Consider the following 13,210-nt stretch of genomic DNA (forward strand, 5'->3'; position numbering starts at 1 on the left):
CACTTCCATTAGCGACGACTAGCCACGAGGCTCATGCCAAATTGTATTATTTTCACTCTAAAACTAGCAGCTTTATACAAATTAGTCAGCTATATCCTCTGGGAATAGAGCCCCCTCCTTATCAAGACACCCATGTTAATGTCAGCGTCCGTTATTGAGACACCCATAGCAATTACATAGACACCCACGCTAACCAGAAATTTTACCCTCGTTTGACCTTGTCTATGTCAGTATGCGGTTTCGAAACAAATAACATTGATAAAAATTTGCCATATTTGCAGAATTATTGAAGTATTTACCTTAAGCAGATATGGCAAAGATATATCCTGTAGGATTGGTAATGGCAAAAAATAAAAGTAATTTGTCGGTATTATTGATAGAAGACAATTTAGCTATTGCGAAACAGGTTGCTGGCTTTTTAGAGGCGCAAAACTGGATTATTGATTGTGCTACCCTTGGCAAACAAGGGTTAGATTTAGCCCTGCAACATCACTTTGATTTAATTGTGTTGGATCTCAATCTTCCAGATATAGATGGTCTGGTTGTTTGCGATGAAATAAAACGCACAGCTGACCGAAACATTCCCATTTTAATGTTAACTGCCCGCGATGCATTCGAAGATAAAGCGAAAGGATTTGGTATTGGCGCTGATGATTATTTAACAAAACCTTTTGATTTAAGAGAACTCGTCCTTCGTTGTGAGGCATTGGCGCGAAGGCCTCAACTACATGGTGAAACTTTGCTGCAAAAAGGCATGTTGAGCATTGATAGTAGAGCCCATAAAGCCACCTTTAACAATTTAGAATTAACCACTACAGGTATTGGCTTTCGTATTTTACAAAAGTTAGTTGAGGAATACCCTTACCCCGTGAGTCGTTCCGAATTAATTCGTCATTTATGGGGCGATGAACCTCCTGAGAGCAATGCCTTAAAATCGCATATTTACGGCTTACGAAAATCCTTTGAAAAAGTCACAGACAAGCCGGTATTATGCACTATAAGCAATATAGGTTACCAATTGCAGGCTTTAGATGATTAAATTTAAATCTCTGAAACTACAGTTGTTTTGTGCATTTGGTGGATTGAGTTTAATCATTTGTCTTTTTTTTATTCGACTCAGTTTTTTATTTGCCGATATTATTCAACAGAACAGTGCAGAGACTATTTTGCGTAATGAAGGTCTGCATATCGCTTCCATCTACCAACAGTACAAGACTATCCCAGACACGAGTGTTAACTATATTTCAATATACTCCGACCTAAGTCAGCTTCCGCCAGAGATCCAACAGCAATTCGACCAAAATCAAGGGGTCAATAAAATTCACTATCAATCCAACGATAGCTTTCTGTTATCTCAGCCCTTGGCTAACAATGCCCAGGTGTTTTTATTACTTAATCGAACACAGTTAGAATCTGCCTCCCATATGTCGAGCGTCATGCCACTATTTTTGTTTAGCATTTCAATCGGCGTTAGTGTTTTAACCCTCCTCAGTTCTTGGTATCTGGCGACATTGATTTCCCGTCCTGTACAATCTCTTACCAACAGCGTAATCGCCCACAGATCAACTCAAGATTGTGAAATCCAAGGAAAAGAACGAGAAGATGAAATTGGCCATCTTGCAGTAGCATTTTCTGAAACCTTTGAACAGTTGCAAAGAGCACTAAAACGAGAACAAGATTTCACACGTGACGTAAGCCATGAATTACGAACCCCAATAACACTGATTAAAAACACATTGGAGCTGAGTAAAACATCGCCTTTAGATAAAGAAGAAGTTTTAATTTTAGAACAAGCTAGCAATGAATTAAAACAAACAGTAGAAGTTTTATTAGCGTTAGCCAGAGAAAAAAACCTTGAATTCAAGTCCCTAGCAATTTTACCCATTGTTGAAAAAACCGTGCTAGCTATCTACCGTATTTATCCGCACATCGGTTTTCAAGTCAATATTGCTATTCCTCCTTCTATGAAAGTCACTGGAAACCACTATTTAATTTCTCTCCTTTGCCAAAATCTAGTCAATAATGGTTTCTATCACGGCTATAAAGGCGGCATGAAAATTAGTGCAGAAGGCAACAAATTAATTTTTGAAAACGAGTTGAGTGAAATAGACGAAAGACCCTATTATCAAGGGTTAGGTCACGGCCAATATTTAGTTAATCGAATCGCCAATGTGATGGGCTGGGATTTATCCATAGAGCAGTTTGATGATTCATATCGAGTGACAGTTATCCCTCACTAATTGCCACAGGTTGATTTTGTTTAAACAGTAAAAGGCTTAAACATACAAACCAAACAACCTGTAGGGCACCAAAAAGTGCGCCGACTATACTTAAACTCGGTATCAAGGTTAATAAACCAAAGGCGGCAGTAATATAACCTAAACCATGAATTACCCTAGAGAAACGCCGTTGCTCAATGAGGGTTAAAGTCATGACTAACATCCAGATCCCGCCTACCCACTCTACGCCTTCACCTAAACCCATTTGAATGGCGTAAATATCTTGCCATATTTCCGAAATTTCCCCTTTAGCGGGTAACCAAGCATTGAATAAAAACTCAATAGAAAGGATTGCAATTAAACCGCTGGCAAAAATATATGAAGACCAAATATAGCTGACTAACATCGTTAGTTTATGCATTTTTGAATGTTCTAGTGTGCCTCTAGCCGTGATCTGCATGCTCAATAATAAAATGGCCACCGCGAAAACAATATATACAATAAAATACCAAAATTGCATTAACATTGGGTGCTCGGTAAACACCTGCAGACGCTGAGAAGGTCCGTCATTGAAGTCAGGCACCCACACCAATATTAGAGTCAATCCAAAGATAAATGATAGTGCGCAGGTTAAAGACGCAATTGCCGCTAAATTAATTTGAGTTTTCACTCGTCAGTTTCCACAATGCTGAGTTTATGATCATTATTGATGAAGCGAGAATATAGCACAAATAACCATCGGCCAAGTCTTGGGTAAGGTTAGTGGCTTACTAAAAAGTAATTCAAAATGTGTTTAAATTTACATATTCATTGATTACACAATTAGGCTTTTTATTGTTATCTGCTATATGACTGGTGAATGCCTGTTTCAGTTATTATCAAATTTTGTTAGCTTGATTTTTTAGGTGCTGCAGTGGCACCGGCCAAAATACCGCCATCCACTGTCAATTCGATACCAGTCACATACTTAGCCTCATCAGACGCTAGGTAAAGTACCGCATAAGCAACGTCTTCCGGCGTGCCCATGGTTTGCAATGGAATATCTTGTGCGACCATATCTATAGCGGCCTTGCGCTGCTCTCCTTCGCCTAGCATTGCATTCCACATGGGGGTTAATATTGCCCCAGGATGTACCGAATTACAGCGAATAGGGTAACCTTGTTGCGCACAATACAGGGCAACTGTTTTACTATGGTTTCTCACTGCAGCTTTACTACTGGCATAGGCCGCTGCGCCAGGAATGCCAACCATGCCAGAACGAGAAGAAATATTCACAATACTCGCTGACTTGGCATTTTTTAACATGGCAATGGCATATTTGCAGCCCAAACTAACACCGTCTAAATTGGTTTTATGCACACTGTGCCAAGCCGCTAGCTCAAAATGTTCCGGATCCTGAGGCGTGGAGGTCTCTGTAAACCCAGTGACTCCCGCATTATTGACAACAATATCAAGACATTCATGCTTTTGTAAAAGTAAAGCTGTAGTCTCTTTCCATTGGGTCTCCTCACCAACATCCAGAGATAAGTATTCCGCGTTGGTGCCAAGCATCTCAGCCGCCTTTCGGCCGATATCATCCTCAATATCGGCAATATAGACCCTAGCGCCAGCGTCGACGAAAGCCTGAGCAGTGGCTAATCCAATACCTTGGGCTCCTCCGGTTATCAGGGCAACTTTATCTTTTAGTCGACTCATATCTTTTCCTTAATCACGCTTACATGTGGGAAGAATAACCTAAAATATGTTGACTGACATAGGAAATACAATCTCGGTTTCTAACACACATCTGTCTGCTTCCGGGGGTTGCATTGAGTTCAATCCATTGCTGTTCTGAAATCTGTGTCGCTGGTATTTGATTGATACTGATAATTTCATCCCCGGCTTGTAATCCAGAAACTTCAGCGGGAAGTCCTGCTGTGACATAGCGTACTACGAAATTTCCGTTTTGTAATTTTCGCAACTCCACGCCAGCTAAATTATATCGTGAAGCGAAAACATGCTGAGGATAAGCTCGCATAATGAATTGATGATTGTGATAGTCAATCACGGTAATAAATTGATTCATTAGTGCGCTACCAATCACCCACCAGTCGTCTTCATCATCGCTTGGGATTAGATTGGTTTTTACTCCGTTTATCTGTAATGACTGAAAATGTATTGCAGGAATCGTAACCCTTTGATGTTCGGTCATGCCACTCATTCCAAAATCGGCAGCCATGATTTTTTTAGTGGGTAGCGCAATATCATTTTCAATTGGGAAGGCCGCACTCATTTTAAAATAATGCCTGCTCCCCGTATCTATCAATACTTCTCGTTGCAATTTTGTGCTTTGATTAAACTCCACAGTGGCATCAATGCTTAACTTGCTAAATGACACGGAAATCGGCATAGCAGCATCGCCTTTATGTACGGTTTGCGGCTCAGCAGATGCGGTTATTAAGGCTTTTTGTTTATCCAAGGTCCAGGCAAAATGTCGGAGTATGTCGTGACCTAAAACACCATCAAAAATCGCCTCATCTTCGCGCAAATAGTAAGGGCTTAATGAAATAGGAATGTAAGCAACTTTGACGTTTTCAAACTCAACTTCGCCAATATGTAAACTAGCTAGTTCAGATTGATAAGCCTGGGTATCTTGGCCTTCACCCCAGCCTGCTATTTTCAGTTCAAAACCTTTTTTAGTGAGTAGAGATTTCCCTTTTGGTGTATCAAAAACCATGCTGAAAGAAGCCCCTGTGTCAATTAAAAACAGCAGCTCTGTTGAGTCATTTACTAACAAACGCACATAGGGTTTTTCACCAATATAGATTGCAGGTAAAACTTGATCGTTTTTTGGGCACGGCCAATTAGGCTCAATATCGTCATTGGCATGCATCATTCGAAGACTATTCACTAAGGAACAGCCGCTCAACAACAAGCCAAACACGACTAGCAAAATGATTATATTGATGTGGTACTTCATAATACCTCCTAGATTAAAATATGCGACCTAATGCTAGCAACTTCCTGCTTATCAAAGATGCGCGATACGGCGCTAGCGCCGCCAAAAAATGTCCACGATGTTTAGCAAGTCCATCACCGATCGCGACGGGAACGGCATCGATGATAAACTTGCGTTAAACAACCTTTTAGTTAGAAGCGATAGATGACTTTAAGGCCATATTGACGTTTAAAATGCGCGTCAATGTCATAACCGTTTTGCAACGAATCGAAATCCGTGTAGGTAAAATAAAGGATTACATCCATTTGTTTGGATGGGTTCCAAATTAGTCCCGTCGATAGGGCGTAAGCATTATCTTGGGCAAAGTCTTTGAGCTCTCGATACATACCACTGCCATACAATGTCAGGTCACTGTTTACCCGCCACATTGCTGACAACTCGCCTCTGAACTCAGTTTTATTATCACGCTTATCTTCATTCCAATGTAAATAGTGGGCCGATGCACCAATGGAAAAGTCTTTAGATATGACGTATTTACTGCTTAGTCCTCCCCCGAGTGCATAACTATCATCATATTCTGCAGACTCATATAGCCCCATCAAGCCACCATCAATGGTAATTTCCCAACCGGTATTCGCTTCAGGGCGTTGCCAAACAGCATACCTTACTCCTGCTGGGCCAATGGTTAAATTGTCAGTAACACCGTAGGCAAGTGAGAACAAGGGTTGAACATCATTTTCCCCATAACCTGTACCGTAGGATGCCCCTAATCCAATCAGTATTTCGTTGTCATTCAGGGTTAAATTGCGCATTACCGGGTTTGCATCGCTTAAGGTATTTGCGAATAGGTGGGTGGGTATAAAAAGTAACGCTAATATTGAGAGTTGTTTTTTCATCTGTTAATGCCTGTTTATAGTTGATTCAGTGGGGGCATTTTTACAACGGCAAGGTAAAAGCAGGGTGAAATTAATCAAAACAATGTCGGCTGTTTGCAGAGCGGCTTATTAAACTAGTTTGCAAGGAATAAACGTTGCCTTAGTACATAATTCCGTCTTAATTTCACTTCTAGTTCACCTCCCACCCGTTACTTTTAAGCTCACTTTCAGACAACGCATAAAGGTACTAACAATGACTACATTTCGAAAAATCAACTATTTATTGACTAGCGCGACTGCCATATTGCTATTAGGCGCATGTGGCTCTAGCAGCAATGACAACACAACTATTTCACCACCTGTTGCCCAAGAGGTGGATTACCAGGAATTTCTAGACGATGCCGTCGAACAGGGTATCCCAGGCGTAATAATGTCCATTGAAGGACCAGAAATAGACTTCATCGGCAGCGCTGGCTTAGCCGACATACAACAGCAAACCCCCATGCAAATAGATCATGTCATGCCCAATGGCAGCGCGGGTAAAAAAGCCACAGCGTTGCTCGTAGCGATGTTACATAACGACGGAGTTTTAAATATTGACGATACTATCGATACTTGGCTGCCCGATGAAATTCTAGATCGAATCGAAAATAGTCGCAGTATGACGTTGCGTCAGTTGTTGAACCACAGCGCTGGTGTTTATGACTATTTAGACTCTGCGACTCAAGCACATTGGTACTCGACAATAATGAGCGACCCTAGCTCACTCAAAACCGATATCTATGCATTGCAATTTGCACTAGATCAGCCGGCTTATTTTATGCCAGGCACTGATTTTCATTATTCGAATACTGGCTATTTGCTTGCAGGGCTTATTTTAGATGAAGTATTGGGCGAACATCATTATACCGAAATGCGCAATCGGGTTATTCTTCCCCTTGGATTAAATAGTACCTACTACAATGGTTTAGAAAAAAATTTGGGCACTATTATATCTGGATACGTCAACATTGACGGCGTATTGGAAAATGCCAAACCCGTGTACGAAAACATTGGGGTTTCTGATGCGCCATTAGTGAGTTCAGTCAGCGATATTTCTTTATTACTGAAATCCATAGTAGATGAGGACTCTGTTGTCGCCAGCGATGTGAGAGCGTTAATCACCTCACCTGAAAGTATGGTACAAGCTTCGAACACCCTAGAGTATGGTTTGGGTATTTTCAAAGAAATGTCCAACGCTAAAACTGTATACCACCACGGCGGAGACGAACCTGGTTATAAAACAGAAACCTTTTATATATTGGAAGACGATATTGCTTTCACCGTCTTTTTTAATTGCAATGGTTATGATGTCTGTGCTGAACAAAGCAACATAGTTGTTCAAAAAGTATTGCAAACTATTCTGTAAACACGATGAAAAAAGCCAGAGAGAAAGTACAGCTTCTCTCTGGCCCACTTGTTTTCAGCAATTAGAAGTACGTTTAAATCCTTGTACCCTAAGTCTCTTAGGATGTCACAACGCCTCTTTTTTATTTTCCTATTAAGCTAGCTTCTTTAAACTCTCCACTAATTGTTGAATTTCATCAGCACTGGTAAATACTTGGGGCGTAATACGGACACATGCACCAGAATCTAAGCCCTTTCGGATAACCGTAAAAATACCAAAATCGTTTTCCAAGCGTTGTTGCAGTTGATTCGCATCATCGACTGTGGTTTTTCCTTTCATCCGAAATGAACTCATGCCTGTGGATGACATACTGTCTTTTCCACCTAACACCTCGATATGGCTCATTGACTGGGCTTCTGAAAACCACAAATCTCGCAAATATTTGAGTCGTGCTTGTTTATTTTCGCCGCCAATGGCCTGATGAAAATCCAGTGCGGCAGGTACTGCCAAGAAAGCCGCAAAGTTCGCAGTGGCCGTATGCACGCGGGTGTAAGCTCGATTGTTATTCGGATCGGACTCGCCAGGATAAGGCGCAATTTTATCCAGCGCTCCTTTTCGCATGTACAAAGCCCCTACTCCTACCGGAGAACCTATCCACTTATGTAAATTAAATCCTGCCCAATTGACGTTTAGATCAGAGATTTTATAATCAATTAACCCCCACGATTGTGCACAATCACAAATAACATCAATTCCCCGCTTTTTAGCTTCTTCGACAATTTCAACCACAGGAAAGACTAATCCATGTTGATTACTCACATGGGTGAGTAACATCAGTTTAATATTAGGGTGCTTATCGAAAGCGGCAATATAGGCTTGCAATAATTGTTGTTGGTCAGCCAGACTCGGTGTGATTACCTCTATGCTTTCCACCCCTTGATCCTGCTCCAACCATTTCATGGTTGTTTTAAAACTAGGATAATCACTGTCTGCAAACAACACCCCGTCTCCAACATTTAATCCTTGATATTGACGAATCAGATTATGGATAGCCTCAGTGGCATTGCGGGTCAAAACGATTTCACCATCTTGGGCACCAAGGGCATGAGCCACTCGACTCATGGCATGGCGGATATCACCAGGAAAATCTTTGCGGGCGTAAAACGAGTTTTGATCGTTGACCATCTTAGTGGCGCGTTGGTAAGCCTCAATGACTGGCTTAGCCATTTTTCCCCAATAACCGTGCTCTAGATTAACGATTCCCTGTGTTCGATCATAATAAGTGGCGACCTCAGCCCAGAACCCTTCGTCAGCGGCTAAACTTTGCGCAGAACCATGAGTTGCTTTAGGCAATATTAACCTCGAAGATTCTTTTTCAGCAGCAACGCCAAATGAGGAAAGAGCAGCCGTTGTGGCAACTCCAGTTAATAAATTACGACGAGTTAAGGAAAATTTAGAGTGGTTCATATGAGGGCTGCTTATTCATTTCAATTCGAAAATTAGGGTAAAGGTAATTTATGACATTTTAATAAAATAAGGAATCTGTAATCGATATTTGATCTGCGAGAGTTTATTTTACCGAAAGATAAAACCTAATAAAATCAAATGGAAAGGATAAATAAAACTGCCATTTTTCCTTAACCGCTTTGTCATTTTAACGTGCAACAGTAGCGCCCTTCATCATTCACATTTAAATAATTCTAGGGTTTAATTTATGTTTGCGTTATCAAAGGTTTCTCGTTCTGTATGTTTTGTTTGCAGTGTTAGTGCCATTCTTCCCTCTTTAAGTCAGGCTCAACAAACGCCCGATGATGCTGCGAGTAACAACTTAGAGAGTATCATTGTTACTGGAACTCGTTCTTCCGAAAAAACCGTATTTGATTCTAGTGCTCCTATCGATCTAATTGCTGCAGATGAGCTTATGGGAACAGTATCAGAAGACTTGTCAGATACCCTAGCCCAGTTAGTGCCTTCTTATAAAGTTCAAAGGTTACCAATGGCCGATGGTCAGGTATTTGTTCGCCCAGCCTCCTTGCGTGGATTATCAGCGGATCACACCTTAGTCTTGATCAATGGTAAACGCCGCCACCGTTCAGCCCTTTTAGGCGGTAATGGCGCTCAGGCTCCCGACCTATCGCAGATACCTGCTTCAGCAATTAAACGCATTGAGGTTTTACGCGACGGTGCATCGGCCCAATACGGCTCTGATGCGATTGCAGGGGTAATTAACATCATATTGGATGATAGCCTAGGACTTGAAGGTTTTGTGCAATATTCAGAATATGCCGAAGGAGACGGTGAAAATATCAGGACTGGTATCAAAGGCGGAATGGAATTAGGCGACGACGGTTTTGTTACAGTAAGTTTTGAATATGCAGATGCTCAAAAAACCTCTCGAAGTCGACAGCGACCTGATGCCATTCAGTTTGCAGCCGACCATCCTGAAGTTGACGTACCTAATCCCGTGCAAAACTGGGGACAGCCAGAAACAGAAACCCTAAGAATTGCATTGAATTCAGGTTTAGATACCCAAATCGGCATGGCCTATTTGTTTGCTACTTTCGGCCAAGGAGAAGGCCTAACTGATTTTAACTGGCGTAATCCAGACAGCACCAGCGCTTTTAATTTAACTGATGTCTTTCCTGACTTTGATCTAAGGGAAACCTATCCTGCCGGCTTTTCTCCCCAGTTTGGTCATGAAGATAGCGACCACTCAGTTAATCTTGGAATCAAGGGCACTTTATCTAACGATATTGATTGGGATCTTAGTGTCGGTTTTGGACAAAACCGTATCGAATATAACATGTCCAATAGTATTAATGCCTCGCTAGGCCCAGCAAGTCCAACCGATTTCTATATTGGTGAATTAAATCAAACCGAAACCAACGTTAATGCCGATTTTAATTATCTATGGGCTTCATCCATGTTAAATGACGCAGCGAATATTGCATTTGGCGCAGAATATCGTAAAGAAACTTATGAAATAAAACCCGGTGATTTGGCCTCTTATGAAATAGGCCCAGGAGCAGTTGTGGGTTTGCCGTCTGGATCAAATGGTTTCCCAGGATTTTCGCCAAATCAATCAGGAGAATCCAGTCAAAATAGCCAATCAGTTTATGTGGATATAGATTTACCAATAAGCGAACTATTAACGATTGGCTTAGCCACACGCTATGAAAAATATTCAGAATATGGCAACGGTAAATTGACCGGTAAACTCTCTGCGCGCTATGAAATCAATAGTGACTTAGCGCTTAGAGGAACTGTATCCACAGGATTCAAAGCGCCTACACCAGGGCAACTATTTAGTGAGCGTACTTCCCAAGGACTAGACACCAATACCCTAAATATTTTCACAACCGGACGTTTTTCACCTGAAGGTGATGTGGCAGCGGTATTGTCACAACGTGAAGACGTGACAATCAACCCCCTTGAAGCGGAAGAATCAAACAATCTGAGCGCAGGAATAGTTTATCGTCATGACAGCGGCTTTCACTCATCATTAGATTTCTATCGAGTAGATGTAGATAATCGCTTGAGCACCTCTTCTACTTACACGGTAAGCGATGAGGAAAGAATACAATTTGCATCTTTAGGTGTACCGGGTGGCGAGAGTATTACCCGCGTTAACTTTTATCAAAATGACTTTGATACGCGCACCACAGGGATAGATGTAGTAATAGGTTATACCACTGATCTAAACCAAGGTGTTTTATCGGTAACCTCAGCGCTGAATCACAACAAAACTGAAGTACTTAATGGAAGTCTAGTTGGCAACGACACCACCCGTAACCGTTTCGAAAATATCCTGCCGCAAAATACCGCGAACCTTAGCCTAAATTATCAAATGGACGTCGTTAGTGTGATGGCGCGAGTTCGCTACTACGGCTCTTGGACTGACTATTCAGGGAACAGTGATGGAGACGTTTTCCAAGATTTTGATGGCGAGTTTTTCACTGATCTATCGGCCTCTTATAATGTGAGTGAAAAACTGACGTTAAACTTTGGGGCAGAGAATATTTTTGACTCATATCCACAAGAAGCGGTTTATCAAGCAAACCGAGGCTTAATATATTCCCGTAACGCTCCATACGATACCGATGGGCGCAATCTATACATTCGTGCATCGTTTCAACTTTAAAGCTAGTAGGTTTTTGTAAACTTTGTATACATATAAACCAGTGTTCTTGCAGCACTGGTTTTTTGTTTGCGGCTAGCAGTATTAACAATAAAAGGTATTAAACAAATCAGCATAGCAGATGACTAATCTGGCTCTTCTTGGTGTTTGATGGGCAGTTTCGCTTCTATCGGTTTTTTAGGTTCTTTATCCAAACCCAAAAAATAATCAGCAAACCTTGCCATATCACAAGGTGAAGAACTAACATCAACTGCATCTTCCACCTTTTGTATGCTTTTTTTCTGCTTTTTTATTTGTCTCAGATTCATAGTCACACTCACATTAGAGTAAGTTAATTACTCACAACATTGTGCTTAATAGTATAAGACAATCTAGGATTTTTTCTGTTCAGCAAAGACGATAACGTTAACAAACTCAATGCTCTCGAGTTGAGTTAACTCTGCATATTTTTATTCCCTAACGCTCCTATAAACTGTCAAAAAAATTAACATTTAAATAACAAATTAAAATTAAGCTACTGAATATTAATAATATTTTATTTTGGCTTGGAATATGCACAAACCAGAGTGCAAATTTAAAAATTTGTGAAAATCTAAATTAAAAAGGAAGTATTATGAATTTTTCTAAATTAATGAAATTAGCAGTTTTAGGTTCGGCGTTTATGACAATGTCTAGTCAAGCAACATTGGTCACTAAAACTTTTGATAATGGCGACTCATTGGCAGATTTTTCTGTAGACCGTGCTGCGCCAGCGGGATTCCAAATTATAAATAATGAACTTGTGATGAGTATTGATGGTTCAACTTTTGGTACTGGACCCAGTGCATTTTACGATACTCAAGGTATGAAAATCGACACTACTGGCTCAAACTTCGTATCAGTTGATATGTACATTGATTCGGCGTGGTCTAATAGCGAGCGTTTCGCTGGTATGTGGGGAGTTGGCAAAAATAATGCGAATGATATATCTAGCTACCCCATTTTAGAATTTCAAGGACCCGGAGTTACCGATCCTAGCGCTGGTTTAGCAATATGGGATAACGCGTGGGTTGACCTATCAACGCTTTTTAATCTAGATGAATTCAACACGATTGCGTACAAAGCTGCGAATAACGGAGTGCAGTATTTTGTTAATGGCACTATGGTGTACTCAGAAACAGCATCTGGTACAAGCTCATTTGGTGATATTATTTTGAACGCTAAGAATGATGGAAATTCATTTGATGTGCGTTATGACAACCTAACTTATGGTGTGGTATCTGAACCAGGCGCAATTGCACTGCTTGGTTTAGGCATGTTCGCTATGGGTTTGCGTCGCCGCAAATCTTAAATAGCTAAAAACAAAAAGGGTCAGTGTGAAACCCATACTGACCCTTTTTATTATATTGAATGAACAGAAATAAAGTTTAACGTGGTTGATTGTGATAATGCCCAATAAGTGCCGCGCCTAAAAATATAAACATAACGCACATTACACCTAACATCCAAAAATGAGTGATTTCGAATTCTTGCATGATATTACCCTCGTTTATTTTTAATCGGTTATTACCACTTACCCGCATAAAAAATTCGGTAAAAAGCATAACCTATTAACATGATTGTTATTATGATGATAAATACTTGTAAAAAAATATGCCAGAACATGTTACTTCC

At 40.7% G+C, this 13,210-nt stretch carries 11 protein-coding genes; 5 read left to right on the forward strand and 6 right to left on the reverse strand.

Annotated elements, in window-relative coordinates; translation table 11 throughout:
* Positions 1–340: 340 nt before the first annotated feature.
* Both KO530_RS04065 and KO530_RS22090 read left to right on the forward strand, forming a co-directional pair.
* Positions 341–1,039, forward strand: coding sequence for a response regulator transcription factor (locus tag KO530_RS04065; RefSeq protein ID WP_216047121.1), 699 nt, complete (start codon positions 341–343; stop codon positions 1,037–1,039).
* Entirely contained in the window at positions 1,032–2,240 is a 1,209-nt protein-coding gene (locus tag KO530_RS22090; protein ID WP_216047122.1) for a histidine kinase dimerization/phospho-acceptor domain-containing protein, read from the forward strand. Before KO530_RS04065 ends, KO530_RS22090 begins: the two co-directional genes overlap by 8 nt.
* Here KO530_RS22090 and KO530_RS04075 read toward each other — a convergent pair.
* The 4 genes from KO530_RS04075 to KO530_RS04090 form a co-directional block, all read right to left on the reverse strand.
* Positions 2,227–2,889: a hypothetical protein gene (locus KO530_RS04075; protein ID WP_216047123.1), complete on the reverse strand. Its 663-nt coding sequence runs from the start codon at positions 2,887–2,889 to the stop codon at positions 2,227–2,229. The two genes, KO530_RS22090 and KO530_RS04075, sit on opposite strands and share 14 nt — an antisense overlap.
* Positions 2,890–3,107: 218 nt before the next feature.
* Positions 3,108–3,914, reverse strand: a complete 807-nt coding sequence (locus tag KO530_RS04080) for an SDR family oxidoreductase (protein WP_216047124.1) — start codon at positions 3,912–3,914, stop codon at positions 3,108–3,110.
* Between the two features lie 19 nt (positions 3,915–3,933).
* Positions 3,934–5,178, reverse strand: a complete 1,245-nt coding sequence (locus KO530_RS04085; protein ID WP_216047125.1) for an aspartyl protease family protein — start codon at positions 5,176–5,178, stop codon at positions 3,934–3,936.
* A gap of 170 nt (positions 5,179–5,348) precedes the next feature.
* Complete coding sequence (locus tag KO530_RS04090) at positions 5,349–6,053, reverse strand: hypothetical protein (RefSeq protein WP_216047126.1); 705 nt, start codon at positions 6,051–6,053, stop codon at positions 5,349–5,351.
* Positions 6,054–6,285: 232 nt separating this feature from the next.
* On the opposite strand from KO530_RS04090, the gene KO530_RS04095 reads away from it, so the two are divergent.
* On the forward strand, positions 6,286–7,440 hold the full coding sequence (locus KO530_RS04095) for a serine hydrolase domain-containing protein (protein ID WP_216047127.1): 1,155 nt from the start codon (positions 6,286–6,288) through the stop codon (positions 7,438–7,440).
* A gap of 132 nt (positions 7,441–7,572) precedes the next feature.
* Here the strand turns inward: KO530_RS04095 and KO530_RS04100 are convergent, their stop codons facing one another.
* Positions 7,573–8,886 carry an aminotransferase class V-fold PLP-dependent enzyme gene (locus KO530_RS04100; RefSeq protein ID WP_216047128.1) on the reverse strand — a complete coding sequence of 438 codons (1,314 nt, stop codon included), beginning with the start codon at positions 8,884–8,886 and terminating at the stop codon, positions 7,573–7,575.
* A gap of 247 nt (positions 8,887–9,133) precedes the next feature.
* Between KO530_RS04100 and KO530_RS04105 the strand changes: the two genes are divergently transcribed.
* Positions 9,134–11,560, forward strand: coding sequence for a TonB-dependent receptor plug domain-containing protein (locus tag KO530_RS04105; protein WP_216047129.1), 2,427 nt, complete (start codon positions 9,134–9,136; stop codon positions 11,558–11,560).
* Positions 11,561–11,682: 122 nt separating this feature from the next.
* Here the strand turns inward: KO530_RS04105 and KO530_RS04110 are convergent, their stop codons facing one another.
* Entirely contained in the window at positions 11,683–11,865 is a 183-nt protein-coding gene (locus KO530_RS04110) for a hypothetical protein (RefSeq protein ID WP_216047130.1), read from the reverse strand.
* 305 nt (positions 11,866–12,170) lie between these two features.
* Between KO530_RS04110 and KO530_RS04115 the strand changes: the two genes are divergently transcribed.
* Positions 12,171–12,887, forward strand: coding sequence for a PEP-CTERM sorting domain-containing protein (locus KO530_RS04115; RefSeq protein WP_216047131.1), 717 nt, complete (start codon positions 12,171–12,173; stop codon positions 12,885–12,887).
* Positions 12,888–13,210 lie beyond the last annotated feature (323 nt).

It is taken from the genome of Aliiglaciecola lipolytica (assembly GCF_018860635.1).
In the GTDB taxonomy this organism is placed as follows: domain Bacteria; phylum Pseudomonadota; class Gammaproteobacteria; order Enterobacterales; family Alteromonadaceae; genus Aliiglaciecola; species Aliiglaciecola lipolytica_A.